Origin of the sequence: Actinokineospora terrae, assembly GCF_900111175.1 — a bacterium.
GTDB lineage: Bacteria > Actinomycetota > Actinomycetes > Mycobacteriales > Pseudonocardiaceae > Actinokineospora > Actinokineospora terrae.
Window position 1 is genome coordinate 35,681 of record NZ_FOGI01000006.1, and the last position, 21,013, is coordinate 56,693.

At 69.4% G+C, this 21,013-nt stretch carries 21 protein-coding genes; 9 read left to right on the forward strand and 12 right to left on the reverse strand.

Features of this window, described 5'->3' with window-relative positions; all coding sequences use genetic code 11:
- Position 1 precedes the first annotated feature (1 nt).
- Positions 2-1,477 (forward strand): FAD-dependent oxidoreductase, encoded by a 1,476-nt coding sequence (locus tag BMY07_RS14160; protein ID WP_245782382.1) that lies wholly within the window; start codon positions 2-4, stop codon positions 1,475-1,477.
- Positions 1,478-1,742: 265 nt separating this feature from the next.
- On the opposite strand, the gene BMY07_RS14165 is transcribed toward BMY07_RS14160, so the two are convergent.
- The gene (locus tag BMY07_RS14165) at positions 1,743-2,057 is read right to left on the reverse strand and encodes a hypothetical protein (RefSeq protein ID WP_092778456.1); all 315 of its coding nucleotides are present in this window, start codon (positions 2,055-2,057) and stop codon (positions 1,743-1,745) included.
- Positions 2,047-2,310: a hypothetical protein gene (locus tag BMY07_RS33660; protein ID WP_143073475.1), complete on the reverse strand. Its 264-nt coding sequence runs from the start codon at positions 2,308-2,310 to the stop codon at positions 2,047-2,049. The genes BMY07_RS14165 and BMY07_RS33660 overlap by 11 nt, the downstream gene beginning before the upstream one ends.
- Positions 2,311-2,418: 108 nt before the next feature.
- Here BMY07_RS33660 and BMY07_RS14170 point away from each other — a divergent pair, with 108 nt between their 5' ends.
- Positions 2,419-2,775 carry an STAS domain-containing protein gene (locus BMY07_RS14170; RefSeq protein WP_092778458.1) on the forward strand — a complete coding sequence of 119 codons (357 nt, stop codon included), beginning with the start codon at positions 2,419-2,421 and terminating at the stop codon, positions 2,773-2,775.
- A gap of 512 nt (positions 2,776-3,287) precedes the next feature.
- A complete protein-coding gene (locus BMY07_RS14175; protein WP_092778460.1) occupies positions 3,288-4,400 on the forward strand; it encodes a hypothetical protein in 1,113 nt (370 codons plus the stop codon).
- A 165-nt stretch (positions 4,401-4,565) separates the two neighbouring features.
- Here BMY07_RS14175 and BMY07_RS34970 read toward each other — a convergent pair whose 3' ends face one another.
- Positions 4,566-5,402 (reverse strand): PepSY domain-containing protein, encoded by an 837-nt coding sequence (locus BMY07_RS34970; RefSeq protein WP_092778462.1) that lies wholly within the window; start codon positions 5,400-5,402, stop codon positions 4,566-4,568.
- A 262-nt stretch (positions 5,403-5,664) separates the two neighbouring features.
- Here BMY07_RS34970 and BMY07_RS14185 point away from each other — a divergent pair, with 262 nt between their 5' ends.
- The 3 genes from BMY07_RS14185 (at position 5,665) to BMY07_RS14200 (ending at position 9,502) form a co-directional block, all read left to right on the forward strand.
- The gene (locus BMY07_RS14185) at positions 5,665-6,861 is read left to right on the forward strand and encodes a DUF3500 domain-containing protein (protein WP_092778464.1); all 1,197 of its coding nucleotides are present in this window, start codon (positions 5,665-5,667) and stop codon (positions 6,859-6,861) included.
- Positions 6,862-6,909: 48 nt separating this feature from the next.
- The gene (locus BMY07_RS14190) at positions 6,910-8,238 is read left to right on the forward strand and encodes a HupE/UreJ family protein (RefSeq protein WP_218150665.1); all 1,329 of its coding nucleotides are present in this window, start codon (positions 6,910-6,912) and stop codon (positions 8,236-8,238) included.
- Positions 8,239-9,178: 940 nt separating this feature from the next.
- Positions 9,179-9,502, forward strand: a complete 324-nt coding sequence (locus BMY07_RS14200) for a response regulator (RefSeq protein ID WP_342741542.1) — start codon at positions 9,179-9,181, stop codon at positions 9,500-9,502.
- A 263-nt stretch (positions 9,503-9,765) separates the two neighbouring features.
- Here BMY07_RS14200 and BMY07_RS14205 read toward each other — a convergent pair whose 3' ends face one another.
- From BMY07_RS14205 to BMY07_RS14220, 4 genes are read right to left on the reverse strand one after another with little or no spacing between them, the layout of a single operon-like run.
- The gene (locus BMY07_RS14205) at positions 9,766-10,524 is read right to left on the reverse strand and encodes an FAD:protein FMN transferase (RefSeq protein ID WP_245782383.1); all 759 of its coding nucleotides are present in this window, start codon (positions 10,522-10,524) and stop codon (positions 9,766-9,768) included.
- Positions 10,521-10,940, reverse strand: a complete 420-nt coding sequence (locus BMY07_RS14210) for an FMN-binding protein (RefSeq protein ID WP_092778468.1) — start codon at positions 10,938-10,940, stop codon at positions 10,521-10,523. Before BMY07_RS14210 ends, BMY07_RS14205 begins: the two co-directional genes overlap by 4 nt.
- A 4-nt stretch (positions 10,941-10,944) precedes the next feature.
- On the reverse strand, positions 10,945-12,339 hold the full coding sequence (locus BMY07_RS14215; protein WP_092778470.1) for a ferredoxin reductase family protein: 1,395 nt from the start codon (positions 12,337-12,339) through the stop codon (positions 10,945-10,947).
- The gene (locus tag BMY07_RS14220) at positions 12,336-12,692 is read right to left on the reverse strand and encodes a hypothetical protein (RefSeq protein ID WP_143073476.1); all 357 of its coding nucleotides are present in this window, start codon (positions 12,690-12,692) and stop codon (positions 12,336-12,338) included. The genes BMY07_RS14215 and BMY07_RS14220 overlap by 4 nt, the downstream gene beginning before the upstream one ends.
- A 238-nt stretch (positions 12,693-12,930) precedes the next feature.
- Between BMY07_RS14220 and BMY07_RS14225 the strand changes: the two genes are divergently transcribed.
- A complete protein-coding gene (locus BMY07_RS14225; protein WP_092778474.1) occupies positions 12,931-13,230 on the forward strand; it encodes a DUF3140 domain-containing protein in 300 nt (99 codons plus the stop codon).
- Positions 13,231-13,343: 113 nt separating this feature from the next.
- On the opposite strand, the gene ligD is transcribed toward BMY07_RS14225, so the two are convergent.
- On the reverse strand, positions 13,344-15,368 hold the full coding sequence (gene ligD / locus BMY07_RS14230; protein WP_092778476.1) for a DNA ligase D: 2,025 nt from the start codon (positions 15,366-15,368) through the stop codon (positions 13,344-13,346).
- Positions 15,369-15,613: 245 nt separating this feature from the next.
- On the opposite strand from ligD, the gene BMY07_RS14235 reads away from it, so the two are divergent.
- Both BMY07_RS14235 and BMY07_RS14240 read left to right on the forward strand, forming a co-directional pair.
- A complete protein-coding gene (locus BMY07_RS14235; RefSeq protein WP_177215581.1) occupies positions 15,614-15,979 on the forward strand; it encodes a hypothetical protein in 366 nt (121 codons plus the stop codon).
- A gap of 428 nt (positions 15,980-16,407) precedes the next feature.
- Positions 16,408-17,310, forward strand: a complete 903-nt coding sequence (locus tag BMY07_RS14240; RefSeq protein WP_092778478.1) for a helix-turn-helix transcriptional regulator — start codon at positions 16,408-16,410, stop codon at positions 17,308-17,310.
- Between the two features lie 293 nt (positions 17,311-17,603).
- On the opposite strand, the gene BMY07_RS34310 is transcribed toward BMY07_RS14240, so the two are convergent.
- From BMY07_RS34310 to BMY07_RS14260, 4 genes are all read right to left on the reverse strand, one after another.
- Positions 17,604-18,710, reverse strand: coding sequence for a hypothetical protein (locus tag BMY07_RS34310; RefSeq protein WP_177215582.1), 1,107 nt, complete (start codon positions 18,708-18,710; stop codon positions 17,604-17,606).
- A 512-nt stretch (positions 18,711-19,222) separates the two neighbouring features.
- Positions 19,223-20,047, reverse strand: a complete 825-nt coding sequence (locus BMY07_RS14250; protein WP_092778480.1) for a restriction system modified-DNA reader domain-containing protein — start codon at positions 20,045-20,047, stop codon at positions 19,223-19,225.
- Positions 20,048-20,077: 30 nt separating this feature from the next.
- Positions 20,078-20,452 (reverse strand): hypothetical protein, encoded by a 375-nt coding sequence (locus BMY07_RS14255; RefSeq protein ID WP_092778482.1) that lies wholly within the window; start codon positions 20,450-20,452, stop codon positions 20,078-20,080.
- Positions 20,449-20,931 (reverse strand): hypothetical protein, encoded by a 483-nt coding sequence (locus BMY07_RS14260; RefSeq protein WP_092778484.1) that lies wholly within the window; start codon positions 20,929-20,931, stop codon positions 20,449-20,451. The genes BMY07_RS14255 and BMY07_RS14260 overlap by 4 nt, the downstream gene beginning before the upstream one ends.
- Positions 20,932-21,013 lie beyond the last annotated feature (82 nt).

Sequence of the window (21,013 nt, forward strand, 5' to 3'; positions counted from 1 at the left end):
CGTGCACGGGCCGCGTCGGTTCCTCGGCGAACTCGGCCTGCTCGAGGGACAACCGGCCTTCGCAGGCGCGGTCCTCGCCGAGGACGGCGAGGTGCTCGCCGTGCCGGTGGCCGCGCTGCGCCGACTGGTGCTCGGTGACCCCGCACTCGGCGAGCAGATCCTGCGCGCCTACCTGATCCGGCGCTCGCTGCTGATCGGTGGCGGTAGCGGATTCCGCATCGTCGGCTCCTGCTACTCGCCGGACACCAGGCGGTTGCTGCAGTTCGCGGCGCGCAACCGGCTGCCGCACCGGCTGGTGGACCTGGAGAAGGACACGCAGGCCGAGGCGTTGCTGCGCCGGTTCGGTGTGGGCACCAGCGACACACCGGTCGTGGTGCTGCGCGGAACGGACGTCCTGCGCAACCCGAGCAACGCCGAGTTGGCCCGGCGGATGGGCCTGCGACGAGCGGACGCGCAGCGTGGAGTCCTCGACCTGCTGGTCGTCGGCGCCGGTCCCGCGGGCCTGGCCGCGGTCGTCTACGGCGCATCCGACGGCCTATCGGTGTCCTCGGTGGACGCGCTGGCGGCCGGTGGGCAGGCCGCCACGACATCGTTGATCGAGAACTACCTCGGCTTCCCCAGTGGGATCTCCGGCGCGGAGCTGGCCGAACGGTCGTTGATCCAGGCCGACAAGTTCGGCGTCCGCGTCGCGGTACCCGCCTGCGCGCGGACGCTGCGACGGCGTGACGGCGACTACGTGGTCGGATTCGACGACGGTGTGGAGATCACCGCCCGCGCGGTGGTGATCGCCACCGGCGTCCACTACCGCAGGCTCGAGGTGCCCGGCATCGCGGAGTTCGAGGGAACGAGCGTCCACTACGCCGCGACCCTGCACGAAGCCAGAACCTGCGGGGCGTCGCCGGTCGGTGTGGTGGGCGGCGGCAACTCCGCAGGCCAGGCGGCGGTGTTCCTCGCGCAGGGCTCGCCGCGGGTCTACCTCCTGGTCCGCGGCGGCGACCTCACCCAGAACATGTCGCGCTATCTCGTAGACCAGGTCGAACGACACCCGAGGGTGACCGTGTTGCCGTACAACGAGGTCTGCGGCGTCGTGGGTGGCGCGACGCTCGAGGCGCTGGTCGTGGCGAACAACCGCACCGGTGAGCGTCGAGAGCTCGACGTCCGGGCGCTGTTCGTCTTCATCGGAGCCGCCCCGTACACCGCTTGGCTGTCCGGTCTGGTGGCACTCGACGAGGACGGCTTCGTGCTGACCGGAGCGGACGCCGACGACAGCCGCTCCGACGACGGGTGGCAGCACGTGTCCCGGCGCCCGCTGGTGCTGGAGACGAGCAGACCGGGCGTGTTCGCGGTGGGCGACGTGCGCCGGGGCTCCGTCAAACGAGTCGCATCGGCCGTCGGCGAAGGCGCGATGGCCGTCCGGCTCGTGTACGAACATCTCTCCCAGGAGAACATGTCGGCCCGAACCCGCCCCCTCGGATAAGGACACCGTCGTGCGTATCGGTGTCACTGGACACAGCAACCGCACCCCCGCGTCCACGCCCTTGGTCGCCGACGCGATCCGCGAAGCCCTGACCCGCGAACCGGCACAGGATTCGTGGGCATCGGCTGCCCCACCACCGACCCCCGCGAACGCAAGGTTGAACCCGCAAACCGGGCCGACTCCGACAATCTCATCGGCAAAGCCCGACACCGTCCACACCATGCCCTTCGCCGGACGGCCGTTCGTGGATCTACCGGCGCGATCATCAGAAGCGTTCGTTGGAGGTCGAGGCGATGCGGAAACCGTGATGGGACGGGGTGTGTGCGCAGCGGATCCCGTTCTCGGCTGAGGTGCAGGAGAAGCCGAGTGCGGTGAGTGAGGTGCCGTAGGGCAGGGCGCGGGCGGGACTACCGAACCCGCTGTCGTAGATGACGCCGCCTGTGCAGATGAAGTCGTTGTGCCCGTTGGTGTCGACGAACAGGCCGCCTCCCCACGAGATGTGCTCGGAGCGGTCGCGTGGCCGGGGTGGGACGGGAGCGGTGGGGCCGTGGCAGCCGGCGGAGGCGGGTTCATCGGCCACAGAGTCGAGGATGCCGCAGGTGAAGCGGCCGGAGGGCGAGGTGAATTAGTAGCGCTCCCAGTTGCCTGCGGCGACGAAGCGGTAGTCGGCGGGGATTGGCGGCGCTGGTGGCCCGGCGGTCGGCGGCCACGGTGACGGTGAAGGTGTCGTTGCCGGTGAAGGCGAGGTAGATCCCCTGTAGGCCGCCGAAGACGAGGGCGGCACCTTCGGCGAGGATGGCGAGCACCTGCTGCTCATGTGCGGGCAGGTGCACGGCGCCCGGCTAGTGATGCACCGCTGAACATGAATGGATAGGCTCGGGTTGCTATCAGGGTGATCGCGGAGTGCGACCGCCTGTCTCGTATCGACAGGAGGCTTCGGTATGTCCCCTCTGCTGACCGTCTCGGTCGAGCGAGTGCCCGGCCAGGAGATCGTGCGTGCCTGGGGTGAGGTCGACTTGGGTTCGGTCTCGGTGTTGGCCGATGCTATGGACGCGGTGATCGACCGCGGCTCGCAGGCCGCGACAGTGGTGGTCGACCTCACCGAGGTGACGTTTATGGCCTCGGCCGGACTCAGCGCCGTGGTCGAGGCGAACCAGCGGGCCAGGATGGCCGGTTTGAGTCTGGTCGTGGTGAGCCCGCAGGGCAGTGCTCCCCGTCGGGCGTTCAGCGTCAGCGCCGTGGACCGGGTGCTCGTCCTCGCCGAGGACCTCACCAGCGCGAGCAGCCACCGGCGCTGAGCACGGGATGGGCGACCGGTGCGCCATGGGCCGACCGCGTCGGCGGGCGTTCGACGACGAAGTTCAGCCGCCGTGAGCTGTGCGTGGCGCGAAGGTCGTCGCCGGGGTCGTGCGTGACGAGTTCGGCGAGTCGATGGCGAGCTGGTGGCCCGGCGACACGGTCAGGTTTTGGTCGAGGCACGGCAGGTGGCCTGGTCGATCACCGCCCGCGATCCCACCGCCCACGCAGTTGCTCGGCGAGATCGCGGTCCTGGACGTAGCGGGCTTTCGGCGCCAGCGGGCGGGGCCAGACCGGTAGCCGCCCACGACGTCCAGACGAAGCAGCACGGACGCGTCGACGGGGTAGCGCATTCGGGGTGGTGTCACTGTTCGTCGGCAAGCCGCGACTTTGCTTGCCGACGCGCGGTCGGTGTCTCCTGAGTGGCTCCACGACGACACCGCGCGCGGGTCACGTGGTTTGGCGGGTATCTCCCGGGGAAGCCGGTCGGTGTCGACAAGCGAGGTGGACTCATATGGACGCGCCCGATCGGGTGAGTGTCGGAGTGCTGGCTGATAGAGGGCTACCGGAGCGGGTGATCAGGGCGATCGTCGACGACCTACCCGAGGGTTTCGCTGCCCGGGTGAGCGCGGAGACTCGGTGGCGGGTGGAGCACCGGGTGGAGCAGGTGCCGTTGGACGAGGCCGGTGACATTCCGATGCGCGCGTTGTCGCAGCGGCATCGGCAGGAGCGGGGCTGGGACCTGCTCGTGCTGGTCACCGATCTGCCTCGGCGTGCGGGGTCGAGACCCGTCGTCGCGGGGATCGATGTGGAGCACGGTGTCGCGATGATCTCGCTGCCCGCGCTCGGTGCGGTCCTCGTGCGTCGCCGGACGCGGGCGTTGATCATCCGCGTGGTGCGGCAGTTGGTGGCGCAGCGGCTTGGTATCGAGGAGGACCAAGGCGGACGGGGGGTGTTGGCACGGTTGCGTGAGGCGCTGGCGCCGACGCAGCGGGTGGTCGATGGGCACCAGTCCGCCGCGACGCACCTCGCGCTGGTCGGGCTGCGCGGCAGGCTGCGGTTGCTCGCCGGGATGGTGCGGGACAACCGTCCGTGGCGGCTGGTGCCGCACTTGGCGGGCGCCACCGCGGCGGCGGCCGGGACCGCGGCCTACGGCGTCATCACCAGTTCGTTCTGGAAGCTCGCGGACGCGCTGTCGCCGCTGCGGCTCGCGGGGATCACTGTGGTCGCCGTCGTGGTCATGGCGGCGTGGTTGATGGTGTACAACCACTTGTGGGACCGGCCTTCCGAGACTGCGGATCGACGCAAGGCCCTGGTGTACAACGTTTCCACAGCGACCACGCTGGCGATCGGGGTGGCGTGCATGTACGCGATCCTGTTCGCGCTCGCACTGCTCGCGGCGGTCGTCCTGATCGACAGTGGTCATCTCGCGCAGACGCTGGGGCATCCGGTCGGCGTGGGTTCGTACATGAACCTGGTGTGGCTGTCCAGCTCCGTTGGGATCGTCGCCGGTGCGCTCGGGTCGAGCCTGGAAGACGAGGAGACCGTCCGCAAGGCGACCTACAGTCGCCGCGAGCGAGAACGCCAAGAAGGAAACCGGTCCCAGCGGGAAGACCAACCCGCCTAGGGCGCGAGTGGTGCCGGTGGGTACTCTGCAACTCCCGGTGTGCGGATCGACTCGCCCGGACGAGCCTGACTTTCCCCGATCTTGATGTGCGCCATGTGTTGCGTGCGGACTGCCCGGTGACCGGTCGCAACGCGGTCACCGGGCAGTCGGTTTCAGGGGTCGGGGTTACTTGGGGCCGTGGCCGGTTTCCTCGCCGGTGACGGTGAAGTTCTTGTCCAGCTCGACTGTCACCCGCTTGCCGTCGGTGGTGGTGATGTGGGCTTCGTAGGCGCCGTCGGAGTCGGTTTCGACGCGGTCGACGGTGGCGCCGGGGTACTTGGCGAGCGCGGCGGCCTTGGCCTTGTCGGCGTCGGCGCCGGTGAGTGGGGTCTCGTTGGAGTTGCCACGGCCGCCGTGACCACCGCCGCGTCCGGTCTTCTCGCCGGTGATGGTGAAGTTCTTGTCCAACTTCAGTGTGATGTGCTTGCCGTCGGTGGTGGTGATGTGGGCCTCGTAGACCCCGTCGGAGTCGGTCTCGACGCGGTCGACGGTCGCCCCCGGGTACTTGGCCAGGGCGGCGGCCTTCGCCTTGTCGGCGTCGGCGCCGGTGAGCAGGGTCCCACCGCCGTGCCGCCCGCCGGTCCGGCCGGTTTCCTCACCGGTGACGGCGAAGTTCTTGTCCAACTTCAGTGTGATGTGCTTGCCGTCGGTGGTGGTGATGTGGGCCTCGTAGACCCCGTCGGAGTCGGTCTCGACGCGGTCGACGGTCGCCCCCGGGTACTTGGCCAGGGCGGCGGCCTTCGCCTTGTCGGCGTCGGCGCCGGTGAGCGGGGTCTCGTTAGGACGGTTCCCCTGGCCCGAGCCGTCGGTGGGCTGGGGCGTCGCCGAGGGCGACGAGGGCGCGGTGGTCTCGGTCTGGGCGCCTGCGGTGGTGATGACGCCGAGCAGGAGTCCACCGGCGACGACGGTGCCCGCGGCGACGATGCCGGTCCATCGACGGATTCCGCGACGTGGTGGGTTCATCTTCTGGGGCTCCTTTGTGTCCGGCTGCCGTCGAGCCGATGACGTCATCGTGAGGACCCGGCCTGTGATGATGCTGTGATTGAGCTGGGAGCCGTCTACGAGCCACCGGCACCGACGTCACCCATCTGGGTGGTTGTACATGCCGTGCACAGCAGTCGCACAGGATTGGTTCCTAGGTTCGATCTCGCACGGCGAACGCGCCATGCGAACTCAGCCAGAGGGAGATCCTGTGTCGACTCGACATTCCGGTATCGGTGGACCAATGTCAGACGCCGGGCGACAGCAGGCGGTGGCGGCAGCCTGGACGGGTCGTCGTGGCCGCAGGTCCGCGGTGACCGCGGCGGCGTTGGTGGTGGCAGCCCTCGCGTTGACCGCGTGCGGCACCGACAGCTCGACCGGGACCACGACGAGCACCTCGTCGCGTGCGCAAGGTCCCGCCGGTGGTGGGGCCGGTGGTGGGCGGCAGACGTTCACCGCGGTGGACCTGGACACCGACGGCGAGAACGCCTCCGGTGCCAACACCGCCGACGTGGTGACCGCGGTAGGGACTTTCCTTGCGACGTTGAGCGACGAGCAGAAGGACACCGCGACGTTCGACTTCACCGACAACCAGTCACGGCAGACCTGGTCGAACTTCCCGGCGTCGAACGTACCGCGCAAGGGGATCGCGTTGAGCGACCTGAGCGAGGCGTCGAGGTCCGCGGCGATGGCCGTGGTGAAGACGATGGTGTCAGCCGAGGGCTACGCGCAGGTCGAGGCGATCCAGCGGGCCGACGACTGGTTGCAGGCCAACAGCACCGGCGGCAACGACGGTTTCGGCGACGGGAACTACTACATCGCCGTGTACGGGACACCGTCGGCGACTGAGCCGTTCATGGTCCAGTTCGGTGGGCATCACCTGGCCCGCAACTACACCTACAAGGGTGACACAGCCAGCGTCACCCCGGCGTTCACCGGTACCGAGCCGAAGACGTTCACCGTCGGCGACACCACCGTCGAGCCGATGAAGGGGAAGGCCGACACAGCGTTCGCGGTGTTCGACTCGCTCACCGACGACCAGGACGCCAAGGCCAAGCTGTCGGCCACCATCAACGACATCCTGATGGGCCCCGGCGTGGACAGCGGCAAGTTCCCCACCTCCGAGGGTCTGCCGGTCAGCGAGCTGTCGGCCGAGCAGAAGCAGTCGGTGCTGACCGCGATCGCCGCCTGGGTCAAGGACGCCGCGCCCGGTGCGGCCACGTCACTGCTGTCGACCTACGAGTCAGGGCTGGACCAGACCCGCGTCGCCTACGCCAACAACACCAGCGTCGACGGCGAGAGCACCTACCTGCGCATCGACGGCCCCCGGGTGTGGATCGAACTGGTCAACACCCGCAGCCGCAGCACTCCCGACGTGCACTACCACGGAGTCTTTCGCGACAAGAACGACGACTACGGCAGCTCCAACCCCAGCACCTGAGATGCCCACGACCGCGATCCGACCACGGCCCGGCGGGGGCGACACCCGGTGAACGTCGCCCGCCGGCTCTTGGCGGTGCTCGGCATGCTGACCGCCCTGCTGCTGTCCGCGACCGCGCAGGCCTCGGCGCACCCGTTGAGCACCAGCGCCGTCCTGCTCGACGTCGGCATCGACGAGGTCACCGCCTCGGTCCAGTTGCCGATCGACCAGCTCGACGTCGCCCTGGGCACCACCTACACCGCCGACTCCGTGCTCGCCCCGGACACGATCGCCGGCCTGCGCGACTACGTGCAGCACCACATCTCCGCCACCAGCGCCGACCGGCAGACCTGGACCACCAGCGTGAGCGGCGGCCGGGTCGAGAGCATCGACGGCGTCGACCACCTCGTCCTCGACGCCGCCCTCGCCCCGACCACCGGCGCGGTCGGTGAGTTCACCCTCACCTACGACGCGGTCATCGACCAGCTCGTCTCCCACCGCGCGTTCGTCTCGGCCCGCGACGGCCACACCGGCGACTACACTACCCTGACGATGCTGTCCTGGCAGACCACCAGCGTCCTGGTCACTGCCGCCAAACCTGTCGCCACGACCGGGTTCCTCTCCTCGATCCAGCTCGGCGTGGAACACATCAGCGGCGGCAGCGACCACCTGCTGTTCCTCATCATGCTGCTGCTACCCGCCCCGCTCATCGTCAGCGGCAGGCGCTGGGCCCGCCGCGCCGACCCGTGCCGCGCCCTCCTGCGGGTGGTGCACGTCGTCACCGCGTTCGCCATCGGCCACTCCATCACCCTCGTGCTCGGCTCCACCGGCCTCATCCACCTGCCGACCCGGCTGGTGGAGAGCGGGATCACCCTGTCGGTGCTGGTCTCGGCGATCCACGCCATCCGGCCGATCGTGCGTCGCGGCGAGGTCCTCATCGCGGGCTCCTTCGGACTGCTGCACGGCCTCGCGTTCGCCGCGTTGCTCGACGAACTCGACCTCACCCGCGCCAACCTCGTACTCAACCTGCTCGGGTTCAACGTCGGTATCGAACTCACCCAACTCCTGGTGGTCGCCCTTGTCATGCCGTCACTGATCCTGCTCAGTCGCACCACCCTCTACCTCCACTGGCGCGTCACCGCCGCCACCGTCGGCGCCGTGCTGGCCACCGCGTGGTTCGCCGAACGCGTCGGATTGCTCGCGGACAACCCTCTCGAGCCGATCGGCGACCTGCTCGTCGACCACCCCGTGCCGCTGGCAGGTGGCTTCGCTGTGTTGTCCGCCGGCGTGCACACGATCAAGCGCCTGCGCCTGCCCGGAACCACGCCGACGCTCACAGCAGGCACACAGGAACCGTCCATGACCGGCACAGGCTCAGCAGCGGTCGTCAACCCATGACAATGCCCGTCCTCGCGCCACCGTCCACGCCGCGCCCCGAGGCGGGTGTCCCCAGGACATTGTCGATCCCCACCCCCGCCACCCGACCGGAACACCGTGGTAGCCGCCACGGCCTCGATGACCCACGACCTGCCTCGGGAGAGACCCACTCGCGACCGCGCACCCCCGGCCGGACAGTGCGGTCGGCCTTCGTGGTCCTCGCCCTGGTCGCCGCGGGATGGTTCGCCATGCGGAGCCTGCCGTCGTGGTCGAGCCTGGTGAACGCGTTCACCACGACCTACCGCTGATACTGCCGGCCGTCAGCCCGCAGGCGGGTTCGCTGTGGATGTTCGGCGTACGCGTACCGACCCGATCGATGCTGGCCGTCACCTACGGCCGATCCGCGATGTCGATGACACTCCCCGCGGGCACGGTCGTCTCCGCGCTGTTCGCCGTCGAGCAATACCGCCGAATCGGCGCGAGCCGGACGACCACCGCCACCCTCACTGTCGCCTCCGGGGCGGTGTCCGCACTCGGTCTTGCGCGTATCTACCTCGGTGGACTCGCGGTCCGGTGGACGCTCGACCAGCCCTGGTACACCACGGTGCCCGCGCTACTGGCCATCGGCACAGCAGCCAGTGCAGCCGTGCGAGGCGCCGCACCCGAGGGTCGGCCCGGCCACCGACGCAAGCGGACAAAACCGCACCGCACGGCCCGACGCCACGCGAACACACCGCGCGCTCACCGCACTCTTGGCCGCACTGCGCGGCATACGCGCGGTCCCGCTCCGGTCGTGGCTGTCCGGACTCGGCTACGCCTGCGCCAACTGGACGACCGACCTACTCTGCCTCATCACCGTGACCGCGGCCTTTGACGTCAGCTCGTCGAGGACGACGAGGGCGATGTGATCATGATCCGCGAGGCCCTCGAGTGACGCAGCACGAACACCGAACTGCATGTGGTGAACGACGGCATCGAAGCGGTCGCGTTCCTGCGCCGGACCGACGGTCACGGTGACGTGCCCCGGCCGCGACTGATCCTGCTGGACCTCAACATGCCGATGATGGACGGACGCGAGGTGCTGGCCGAGATCAAGGCTGACCCAGAGCTGATCACGATCCCGGTCGTCGTGCTTACCACCTCGGCCGCCGACGAGGACGTGCTGAGCAGCTATTCGTTGCACGCCAACGCCTATGTCACCAAACCCGCGGATCTTGACGAGTTCCTCGCCGCGGTCGGCAAGGTCGACGAGTTCTTCGCCACCACCGTGCGCCTGCCTGCTTGACCTGTTGGTACTGAATCCCGCCGAGCCACCACGGAGTGCGTATACGGGCGAGGTCAAGGTGGGCAGGTCAGACAACCTGGTACGACTTCGATCCGTGCCAGTGGCCAACACACCTGATGTTGTCGAGACCCGCGGTTCCGAGACAGTGCTGAACAGATCATGGGTCCAGACCATGACGCGATGCGGGGTGAGATGCGCGAGCCGGAGCTCAGCTTGGGTTACAGGGCCGCCGGTTGCGGTCGGGCCGTGGTGTGCCAGGGTGTTCAGGCTGATGGTTCGGGTATCAGGGTGGTGGAGCCGTTCTGCCACACCAGCAGCGCGGTGCGGATGGGGCGGGTCCTGAGCCAGGCTGTCGCCTCGGGGCCGTTGGCGTAGGCGGCTGTGGCGTCGATGTCGGTGTGGGTGAGGGTCGCGCCGACCACGGTGACCGAGGCGATCGCGGTGGGTGTGCGACCGGTGCGGGCGTCGGTTATGTGGTTGCCGCGGTGGGTGGCCCCGGAGGTCGCGACCGCGCCGTCGTGGATCGGGACGACGGCGATCACCGTCTGGGGGTTGTGCGGGTGCTCTATGCCGATGCGCCAGGGGCGGGTGTGTGGGTCGAGGGTGCGGCAGATGAGGTCGCCGCCGGTGTTGAGGCAGTAGTCGGTGTCCGGGAGGGCGCGGAGGTGGCGTGCGGCGCGGTCGGCGGCCCAGCCCTTCACCACCCCGCTGGGGTCGAGGGTGCGGTGCCCGTCGGGGCCTGGGCGGTGGATGCTGAACGCGCCGTCGGAGTCGTGTTCGGCTAGGTGGCCCAAGGCGAGTACCTGGGTGACCTCGGGTGGGCAGTCGGCGGGGGTGAGTTCGCCGCGGTTGAGGCGGGAGATGTGCGAGTCTGGGCGGTAGGTGCTGAACACGCGGTCCGCCGCGCGCAGGTCGGCCATCACCGCGGTCCAGGCCGCGCGGGCCCTCCGGTCGTCGGTGTGCCTGCCGCGCAGGGCAAGGCTCACGGGCATGTTCATGACGTGCTCGACGTAGCGCTTCACAGTCCGGCTCCGTCCAGGGCTGACTGCAGCGACTGCAGGTAGCCGTCGCTGGTCACGGTGGCGCCGCTGACCATGTCGATGTCGGCGGACTGGGCTTCGAGCGTCTCCTGCACCAGGATGGGCAGGGCGCGGGCGTTGATCTGCTTGTCCTTGCCGTTGCTGTCCGGGTACTCCACGACGTCCACGGCAGTGATCTTTCCACTGGAGACGGTCAGGCGGACCTGCACCGGGCCCCAGCGGGTGTCCGCGGCGTCCCCGGTGACGGTGTCACCGCCTGCGGTGGTGCCGCTGCCGGTTGTCTGGCGGACTTCCGCGGACTTCGCCGAGGACTGCGCGCCCGAGGTGGAGGTGTGGTAGCCGAACAGGAGCACGACCACGGTCATGGTGCTCAAGGCCCACAGGACTACTCGTCTCATGTCTTCACCACGCGAAGTTCTCGATGTGGAGCCGCTCGGCGGGAACGCCCGCGGCCAGGGCGGTGGCGCGCACTAGCGCCGTCCATTGTTCAGGACCGCACACGTACACCTCGCGCGCGGCGATGTCCGGTACCAGTGCGCGCAGGGCGGACACGTCGTCCACCGGCGCGATCCCGTCGCCAAGCCAGGAATCGCCGCCGCGGCGGTGCCCGGGCAGGTCGACCACGCGCAGTCGGCGTTCCGCCGCCAGCACCGCGAACTCCCGGGCGAACAGCGGCTGGGAGGTGAAGCGGTGCAGCACCGCCACGTCGCCGGTCATCTCCTCGGCGAGCGCGCGCAGCGGGGTGATGCCGACCCCGGCACCCACGAGCAGCACCCGGTCGGACGTGCGGGCCCGCTGGGTCAGCCTGCCGTAGGGGCCTTCGAACAGCGCCCGGGTGCCCGGGGCCAGACCGGCGAGCGCCGCGCTGCCGTCGCCGAGGGCTTTGACGGTGATCCGCAGGCTGCGTCCGTCGGGGGCGGCGGAGAGCGAGTACGGGTTGGCGCGGGTCCACCCGGGCCTGCCGGGGAAGCGCCAGCCGAGGAACTGGCCCGCTCGGGCGGGTAGCCGGTGCAGGTCGCGGCCGGTGAGGTAGACCGAGAACACGCCGTCCGCCTCCGGTACCACCGTGGTCACGCGAAGGTCGTGGCGCAGGTTGCGGACTACAGGCAGGCCGACGCGCCAGATCAGCACGGCTCCGACCGCGGCGATCCACAGCGCCCACCAGAACACCGTCGCCGCGGTCGAGGTCAGGAACTCCTGCCCGGTCCACAGCTGGTGCGGCAGGGCCAGTCCGACGCCGAGGTAGGCGTAGAGGTGCAGCAGGTGCCAGGACTCGTAGCGCAGCCGTCGTCTGGCCGCGCGGACGCTGCTCACCGCGGTCAGCACCAGGCACACCGTCCCCGCCAGCGCGAGCAGCACGCCGGGGTAGTCGGTGACCAGGTCCCAGAACGCGGTGGGCACCGCGGTCAACTCACCCGCCGCGTAGCCCCAGGTGATCACGACGATGTGCGCCAGCACCAGGTTCAGCGAGGTGAACCCGAGTATCCGGTGGTGGCGGATCACCGCGTCCTGGCCGAAAGCGCGCTCCACCACCGGGATCCGGGCCATCGCCAGCACCTGGGCGAGCAGCAGCGCCGAGCCGAGCAGCCCGGCCAGACGCCCGACCGAGAGCAGGCCCGCCGTCCACGACGTCAGCCCGGTGATCCCGCCACCCGCCACCCACCAGTAGGTGACCAGCAGCAGCCCCAGCCACAGCGCCGACCCGGTCGCCAGGCGCACGGCGCGGTCGACGCGGGCGCCGGTGAACGAGGGCGTTCCGGTCGCCGACCCGGTCGTCCGCCCCGCCGTGGTCCTCACGTGCCGATCCCGGTGCCGCCTCGGGTTCCGGGCCCGCCCGCGCCGCTTCGGCCACCGAGGTCGCCGGGACCGTCCGGTCCGGTTCCACCCGGCACGACCTGGGAGGTGCCGGGGTCGGTCGGGTCGGTGGACCCGATGGTCACCGAGGCGATGCCCACGCCCGCGGTCCCGCCGACGAGCACCCCCGCCACGACGGCGGCGGCCACCACGACGCGCCGCACCTCACCCCGCGGTCCTCGCTCGGGTCCGCCCGCCTGGATCGGGACGACCGGGATCGTCACCGGGGGAACGTCGTTGCCCAGGGGTGATGGCTCCCAGCGGGATCCGCTGACCGGTGTCTGTCGCTGCTGCACGGCGATCCTTCCGTCGAAGACGAAGCCCATGGTGGGGCGCCTGTCTGAGAACGCGGAAAGTGCTCCCTGTGCGGGCACTGTGAGCAATGGACCACCAACCCCAGAGACCGCCCGGGTGACCTCGGGTTCCGGTCACAGGTGGTTCACAGCGCGTTCTGCGAATACACCCCGGTGGGCACGCTGTGCTGGGCAGACGCGGAACTGCCAAGAGCGTGGACCACGCCCGACCCGAGCTGAGATGAGTGCGTTCAACGCGCAGATACCCGCTGTTGACCTCAACTGCCCTACTGGCGGCGCCATCAAGGTCATCTTCAAGCCCCTGAACCACAGCGAGACCACACAGTGGACGCATCGGGGTCCGCCCCGCCTCCTGCTCCGGAAGAAGAAGGGCGACCTGACCGACGCCGACCACGACCACATACGCGAGGTCGTCGGCTATGTCCACCGCCACCTCGCCCAGCGACCCCAACACGATGTGGAACACACGAAGTTGCGCTCCTCGTTGATGAACTGGGGACACGACCCGCTCAAGGGCTGAGGCCCCGGCATCGACGGCAGCGGCCACGCGATCGCGGTCGCGGTCGCCTGACCCGGTCGGGCAGGCTGTGGCCGACCGCCGGACTCGTCGTGTCTAGTGTGGACGCTGCCTGGTCACGGTCGCGCGGGGAGGGTTGCGCGTGTGGTGATGAGGCTGGCGAACAGGTCGCCGTGGTCATCGACGCGGTCGAGGAGGTCGTCGGCGGTGAACACGAGCTGTCCCGGCCGGTGGCAGGCTTCGACTTCGTCCCAGGTGATGGGGGTGGAGACGGTGGGGTGTTCTCGGCCGCGTAGTGAGTAGGGGGCGATGGTGGTCTTGGCGGGGTTGTTCTGGCTCCAGTCGATGAACACCCTGCCGTGCCGATGGTTCTTGGCCATCGTCGCGGTCACCAGCTCGGGTGTCTGGGCGGCGAAGCGTTCGGCGAGGGCTTTGGCGTAGACGGACGGACGGTCGGGTTGGCGGGTGCGGATTCCGGCGTAGACCTGCATGCCTTTGGATCCGGATGTCTTGGCGACCGGGGTGAGTCCGTCGGCGACGAGGACGTCGCGGAGTCGTTCGGCGATGCGGCAGCAGTCGACGATGGTGGTGCCGGGTCCGGGGTCGAGGTCGAACACCAGCCGGTCCGGTGGGCGCTTGACGGGGCCGGGGCCGATGGTCCATTGGGGGACGTGCAGTTCGAGGGCGGCGAGGTTGGCCGCCCACACGAGCGCGGCGAGTTCGTCGAGGAGCGGGTAGTCGATCGTGCCGGGGCCCCGGCCGCTGCGGCTGCCGGAGCTGGGTAGCCGAGCGGTGGACAGCCAGGGCGGTGCCCCCCGTGGGGTGTTCTTCTCGAAGAACTGCTCGCCGTCCACACCGTCGGGGAAGCGGATGGTGGTCACCGGTCTGCCCGCCAGATGCGGGAGCAAGACCGGGGCGATGCGGGAGTAGTAGTGGATGACCTCGCCCTTGGTGAACCCGTCGGCCGGGTAGAGCACTTTGTCCAGGTTGGACAGTGTCAGTCGCCGTTGACCGGCCTGGACGGTGACCCGCTCACCTGCCCCGGGTTTGTCGACGACGGGCTCGGCGGCGGGTGTGCTGGCCGGGAACGGTCCGGGTCGGCTGTGCGGGGCGATGACCTCGGCTGGGTCGCGGTCTTCGCGCAGACCCCGCCAGGCGGTGTGGCGGAGTCTGCCCGCGCCGCGGGTGAACTGCCGGTAGACCACCTCGCCGACCAGCACCGGGTCGACCCACCGGGCGCGGCGGACATCCTCACGAGGCGGGTCCTCCACGAATGGGTGCCCAGGGCGTTCCAGGGCTTGCAGGCGGTCCTGGAGGGCGGAGCGTTCGCGTTCGCTGAAGCCGGTGCCGACGTCGCCGAGGTAGACCAGGTCCCCGGTGGTGGGGTCGTGGGCGCCGAGCAGGAGCCCGCCGAGGATGCCGGTGAACCTGCTCTGCCCCGGCCGCCACCCGCACAGGATCACCTCCTGGGTCTGGATCAGCGGATGCTTGAGCCACGCACCCGACCGCTGCCCCGGTACATAGGTCGACGCCCGCAGCTTCGCGATCAGCCCCTCGTGCCCCGCGGCCGCCACCTGCTCCAGCAGGGTCTTCGGGGTGAGCCGGTCAGCGGCGAGCGTGTCGAAGGTGACCGCAGGTACCACAGACGCGAGATACGGATCGGGCATCACCAGCTGCTCCAGCAGCGCTCGCCGCTGGTCATAGGGAGCTTGCAGGAGCACTTGGTCGCCGAGCCGGAGCAGGTCGAAGGCAAGGAACCGGACCGGTACGTCGTCGAACCGCCCGGTTCGGCGCGGCGAGGAGCTGTGCTTGCGGTAGCGGCCGCGGCGTTCCTGGAGTGCCCCGAAGTCGGGGCGCCCGTGCTCGTCGTAGACGACGATCTCACCGTCGAACACCGCCGCTCGGCCATCGAGTGCCGGTGCGAGCACCCCGGCCAGCGTGGGGAACTCGTCGGTGAAGTCGATCCCGTTGCGACTGGTCACCACCGTCGAACCGTCGGCGCCGATCCGCATCGCGCACCGGTAGCCGTCTAGCTTGTGTTCGTAGGTCCACTCGGGACCCTGCGGGACTCGACCGCCGTCCGGTTTGGCCAGCATCGGCTCGACCCACTCCGGCACGCCAGCCGAGATGTTCGCTGCCATCTCCTCGCTCCTGCGCGTAAGTCCGATGAGTGACCACTAAGGACTCAACGCTAACCGCGCAATCGCCATCACGCGACGCCGCCGACCCGCAGTCATCCCGCCACGGTCGCACCGAACTGCATGAAGTCACGCTGCGACACCGATCACGTGCGCCACGTACCTCGATCCGGTACCGCAGTCCCCCGCACGAGGGATGCCTCAAACGGAAGTGAACATATGTTCGACTCCTGGGCTAAGGTGCGTCCATGTTCGATGACCGACCCCCTGACGCCACTGTCCACTATCGACACACCAACGCGGGGGTGCGGGTCGCAGTGTTGCCCGCCACCTGCAAGGTCGGCATCCATTCGCTACACGCGGTCGGCTACAAAGCCCGCGTGGACCAGGTGGACGGTGTCGTGCGGATCTCGTGCGACAGCTGTGCCGAAGCGCCGGATGTCGATCACTTCTGGGTGTTGAGGACTACCGGCGCCATCCCGGACCTCGCCGAACTGGACGACGAACCGTACCGGCACATCGTGCCGCTCATGATCGACCCCAGAGGGCGCCGATTCCCATCTCCAGTCGACGGGGCTGCGAATGTGCCACCGCGGCGGTCGGGCTCCTCGTAGGGACCGACCCCGGATTCGCACATACGTTCGAGGGTGGGCTATGGTTTGCGAGTCTTGGTGGGCGGGTCGGCGGGGAAGGTCAATCCGCCCACCAAGGCACCATCGGCCCGGCAGCTGGCTTGCTCTGCCTGAGCGCCGAAGATGGGCAGGTCTCTGGCTCAACACCTCCGCGGGGCGTCAGGGCCAACGAGCACGTCACCGAGCAGATGATGCCCGCAGACGCACGGTGCCTGATCACCGTGCGCTCGACCCGGGAATTGCCGTACTTGGTTGCTGCGTGCTTCGACGGGGCCATACCCCGATACAACAGGCTGTAGTTGATCGGCGACAGAGAGCGCAAGCGCACCCAACGGGCGTCGCTACGCGCTGGCGCCTGAACAGAAGCTCCAGCGCAGCCGAGACCGGTTAGCTTGAGCGGAGGCTCCAGGATGGCGTCGAGACGTGAGCGCTTCGCGCAACGGCGGAAGACGTGCGGGCTTACGCAGGAGGGGCTGGCTGAGCGGCTCGGTGTCGAGCGTTCGACCGTGGTCCGGTGGGAGGGTGGTGACCCGCTCTCGTTACCGCAGCCGTGGTTGCGTCCGAAGATCGCGCGGGTGCTGCAGGTGTCCCTCGACCATCTGGACGAGCTGCTTGCCGACGTCACCGAGGCCGGTGCGGGAATCGAGCCGACGGAATCGGTGACTGATCCGCGGGTGCCCGCGGTGCCGGATGGTGTGCTGTTGCCGGTGATGGTGGATGGCCGGCCGGTGCTGGTGCCGCTTGATGCTCGTACGGTGGCGGCCAGTGGGTTGGGCCGGTACCTCAACGACCGGATTCCGGAGCTGGGGCCGTCGACGAGTCCGGCTGTGACCGCTAGCGAATGGGATGCGATGAGTCCGTTGAACCGTCGCTCGTTGCTCAAGCACGGGATCGCCGCCACCGCGTTGCCCGCTCTCGGTTTGGACGAGTTGCGGCAGGTCGCGAGCGCGATGGACGACGCTCGGCGGTATCTCGACGGTTCGGTGATCGACTACTTCCGTCGTCAGCTCGACATGTGCAAGAGCGACGACGGCACGCTGGGCACGAGGAAGACGCTGCCGATGGTGCTGGGTCTGCTCGGGGCGGTCGAGGAGCATGCCCGCGAGGTCAAGCCCGGACGTGCGCCGCGGGCTTCTGGCGTTCGGCGCCGAGACCGCGGAGTTCGCCGGGTGGCTCAGGACCGGCCCGGTGGCGGTGGCGTGTCCGGCCTCGGCGGCCCAGGCGACGGCGGCCTCTGCGATGGCCGTCATGGGCCGCAGGTCGTTGATCCCCGCGCGCCCGGCGGCGGTGTTGGGGAGGTTGAGCACCGCTGATCCACCGATGGTCTCCGGGGCTGGTGGCCAGCAGCAGCGCGGTGTCGCGGTTCGTTGTCCACGACCGTGATCAGCACCGGGGCGGCGGTGACGGCGACCGAGGCGGCGGCCCAGTCGGGGGCGTCGAGCACGGGTCCGGACGCGGCGGCGAGTTGCCAGCCGTCGTCACGGGCGCCGACCAGCTCGGTGTCGCATCCGGACAGCGGATCCAGCTCGGGAAGTGGGCTGTCGGTGGGGCCAGTACGAGCAGTCCGTTGAATCCCATCGTTCGCGGTTCTTTCGGTTTGTCGGGGTCATGGGGCGGTGTGGTGGGTGATGAGTGCTCGCACGGCGGTGGTGGCGGCGGAGTCGAGTAGCTCGGTGGCGCGGGCAGGGTTGTTGCCCTCGGCGTAGTGGTCGGCGCCGAGCAGGTCCCGCAGCGCGGTCACGACCTGTTCGTAGGCCGGCGAGGCGTCGTCGGGCAGCTGGCGCGCGTTCGCGGTGGGACCGGGCTGCAGGCTGTGCAGGATCTCGCGGATGGCGTGGGTGGCGAGGTCGGGTAGAGGGTGGTGTCGGTCGAGGACCAGGTCGAGGACGATCCGCACGGTGAGGGCGACCTCGCCGCGGCGAGCCAGGTAACCGGCTGGCCTCGGGGGAAGGACGGCGGTGATCGGCACCGGTGCGCCGCGAAACCCGGGCCGCCACGAGAAGGTGGTCGGCGTGGGCGCGCGTTCGCCGGGAACGGGCAGCTCGGCATCCGGACCGGTTGCGGTCTCGGCCCCACCGTCCGGTTGGTGCGGGTCAGGGCGGAACCACGGCCCGCCACGCAGGCACGCCCGCACACGTCCGTCGACGAAGGCATAGGCCCACCAGCCGCTGCTGCCAGTCCTCAGCCACGGCCAGCTCGAGGCCTCACCGCGCTCTGCCCGGAAGGCGAACCCAGGCCGCGTGGTGTCGTGGCCGAGCAGAAGCGCCTCGACAGCCGCCTCGTAGGCGTCCGAGGTGGTCGCCGTCAACATCCCCGGCGCCCCGCCCAGGGTGATGAGGGTGCTCGGGTGACCGGACTCGGCCAACGACCCCAGCCAGCGGGCCTGCGGGCCGGTGCCGAGGTAGAAGTCCGCGTGCGCGAACCGGCTCTGGCGGTCTCCCGCCGTGTACCAGGCCGGTGGGCCTCCGGCGTCCGGGCGCGCGACGGGCGGCGAGGCCGCCGGCACGGGCGAGACCGAGGGATCGACCCAGGCACATCGGGTCGGGTCCCACACCGCCTCGGTCAAGAGGCGATACATGTCCGGGAGCTCGGCGTCGAGCATCCACCCCAGCCGCAAACAGTCCAGGTAGCCCGCCGACCACCCGCTCCACACGTCCCGCCCGCAGTCGACATGGTCCTCGCGATCGCACATCAGCCGCTGCAGCCCCGTCACCAGACACACGGCCTGGTCGCAGCCCCCATCGATCTCGTCGTAGTCATGCTCCCGGCCGACGGGCGCGTCGCAGTCGGGGCATCTCGACAGGTACTGGTGCAAACGGGCGCGAGGTCGGGTGCCATCGAAGCGTTGATCGGGATGCATTGGTGCCCTCCTTACGGTTGGGGTTGTAGCCCGTGACAGGGGTGTGTCGGGTTCCGCCACGCGCGGGTGGCTGTGGTCCATACCGGACAGTGCGAAGGGGCAGGCGGCCTTGTCCTCGTCGCCCGGATGTAGGGAGCAGACGTGGGCTCACACCTGTTGATCAAGGTCTTGTGTCCGCGCTCCGGCTGCGTGGCGCAGCAGGGTGACGATCCCGGCATGGCGGGCCGAGGTTGTCCGGCAGGTCGGGATAGCGCAGGTCAAGCCTTTAGAAATGGTTATCATTATCGTTCTTTCGAAGCGTGTTTCACCAGCGGCGACCCGAGGGCCCAGGTGGCCTTGACCCCCGCGCCCCTGGACGCGGCCATTCAGCGGGCGGCGAGTTCGGAGCGCAGGTCTGCCAGGAGGCGACCGTCGTTGGCCCGCCGCCACAGGTGCCAGCCGTTGACGGTGTACCCGGTCACGTGGTTCGTGTAGGCGGTGACCGTTGACGCGGTGACCACGTCCGGCCCGGGGTGTACGACGCCTCGCTCGCCCACGGTGACCGTGTGTTCGCCCCAGACAAGCCGCTCACCGACCTCAAGCAGGCCAGCAGCAACCAAATCGGCGACGGCGTCAGGCACGCGGCGAGGCATTCGACCCGGGGACTCGCAATCGAGCCACGCCTCTCGCGTGAGGAAGCCGGGCAACGAGGTGGACAGGGCGACCCATTGAGCGTCGCTCAAGGCGGCGTCGGCGAACCACCGCATATGCAGCAACACCGACAAGGCGGCCGCATGTGGCCATCGCGCGTCGATCGCCGTCAAGGTGCCGACGGTGCGCCACTCACCTTGCATGGCGGCCAGAATCTCGACGTCGGTCAGTGCCGGGTCACCGTTGTCGGGGGCGTGTAGGCGCACGACCACGTCCCCGGTGCACAGCGCGGCGGGTGGTGGCGCGGTCAGCCACACCCCGGCCATCAGTTCGGCGACGTCGGTGTGAGCAAGGGCAGGTGGCGGCCCATCGCCAACCAGCTGTACCTGTGCCACGACGCTGGGGTTGGTGCGCAGAGCAACTACGACCAATCCCCACGCCCCATCGGGGGCACGCATCGGCACGGTGTGCGGTGATGCCGGGACGAGCGAGACGGTCTCAGGTGGGAAGGCATCGCGGAGAGGGGCGGGTATTGGCGTCGTGCCGTGGTTGGTGCTCATGGATCGGCTTCTCCGGGTGAACGTAAGGGGTCAGTGGGGCTTGGGGTGGTTTTCGTCGGCGAGGCGGCGGGTCATCTCGTCCGCCCATCGGTCGAGCTCGGCGCTGGAGCCGCTGCGGAGGCCGGTGAGCACCATGACGGCGACGTTCTCGCCGACGGGATGGATGTCCGGGCTGTCGAGGACTATGTGGACGCCGGTCGAGGTGACGATGTGCCAGTCGCGTTGTCGGACGCGGTCGGCGCAGAAGTACGAGCCGATGAGCACGCCGTGGCGGGTGACGTACCCGTACCACGTTTGTTGGGCGTCCTCGGGGTCGAAGACGATCGCGGTGACCTCATAGCCGCTGTCCTCGGAAAAGCTGCGGGCGGTGAAGTACCGGTCGTCGGGGACATCGGGCAGGGTCATGGTGATCTTCCTGGGGGTAGGGTGAGAGTGAGCGCGGCACGAGTCGGGTGTCCGGTGTCGGGGTCGCGCATGAGCGGCAGCGGGACCGGCGTGGTGGGGGTTCGGTGTCCGGTGCGGGTGTTGTCGTCGGTGCGGGATGCGTGCGGTGTTGCTAGTTCCCACCGCACGCCACCGCCCACGGTGGCCAACGCCCGGCGGATGACGGGGTCGAACGTGACGATCCACGTGCTGTGGTGGCTGTTGTGCCACGGCCACGGCCAGCCGGTCCGGCGCGGGTAGGCGTGACCGATGCCTTCGCTTTCCCAGACGACGAACAGATCGGCGATGGCGGCGCGGTAGATGGACTCGTCGGTCGCGGCAAGGGCGAGTCGCCCGGGTGGGACGCGAATCAGGCTGACTGGTGCGCATTCCCTTTGCAGGGAACCGATCCACTCGGCGCGAGCACCGCGCCCGACGTAAAAGTCCGTCGTGGTCGACATACCCTCACCGCGCTTGTCACGTCTCGCACCGCGGCCTCGCCGGGTGAGGCTGATGTCGTCCGACAAGTCCCCTCGCACCGGG

Excerpts from the sequence above, each read along its gene's own strand:
- BMY07_RS14185 (WP_092778464.1), top strand. The coding sequence starts at position 5,665 with ATGTCAGACGCCGGGCGACAGCAGGCGGTGGCGGCAGCCTGGACGGGT.
- BMY07_RS34970 (WP_092778462.1), bottom strand. The coding sequence starts at position 5,402 with ATGAACCCACCACGTCGCGGAATCCGTCGATGGACCGGCATCGTCGCC.
- BMY07_RS14255 (WP_092778482.1), bottom strand. The coding sequence starts at position 20,452 with ATGACCCTGCCCGATGTCCCCGACGACCGGTACTTCACCGCCCGCAGC.
- BMY07_RS14210 (WP_092778468.1), bottom strand. The coding sequence starts at position 10,940 with ATGAGACGAGTAGTCCTGTGGGCCTTGAGCACCATGACCGTGGTCGTG.
- BMY07_RS14240 (WP_092778478.1), top strand. The coding sequence starts at position 16,408 with ATGGCGTCGAGACGTGAGCGCTTCGCGCAACGGCGGAAGACGTGCGGG.
- BMY07_RS14235 (WP_177215581.1), top strand. The coding sequence starts at position 15,614 with ATGTTCGATGACCGACCCCCTGACGCCACTGTCCACTATCGACACACC.
- BMY07_RS14170 (WP_092778458.1), top strand. The coding sequence starts at position 2,419 with ATGTCCCCTCTGCTGACCGTCTCGGTCGAGCGAGTGCCCGGCCAGGAG.
- BMY07_RS14250 (WP_092778480.1), bottom strand. The coding sequence starts at position 20,047 with ATGAGCACCAACCACGGCACGACGCCAATACCCGCCCCTCTCCGCGAT.
- BMY07_RS14225 (WP_092778474.1), top strand. The coding sequence starts at position 12,931 with ATGAGTGCGTTCAACGCGCAGATACCCGCTGTTGACCTCAACTGCCCT.
- BMY07_RS14260 (WP_092778484.1), bottom strand. The coding sequence starts at position 20,931 with ATGTCGACCACGACGGACTTTTACGTCGGGCGCGGTGCTCGCGCCGAG.
- BMY07_RS14175 (WP_092778460.1), top strand. The coding sequence starts at position 3,288 with ATGGACGCGCCCGATCGGGTGAGTGTCGGAGTGCTGGCTGATAGAGGG.
- ligD (WP_092778476.1), bottom strand. The coding sequence starts at position 15,368 with ATGGCAGCGAACATCTCGGCTGGCGTGCCGGAGTGGGTCGAGCCGATG.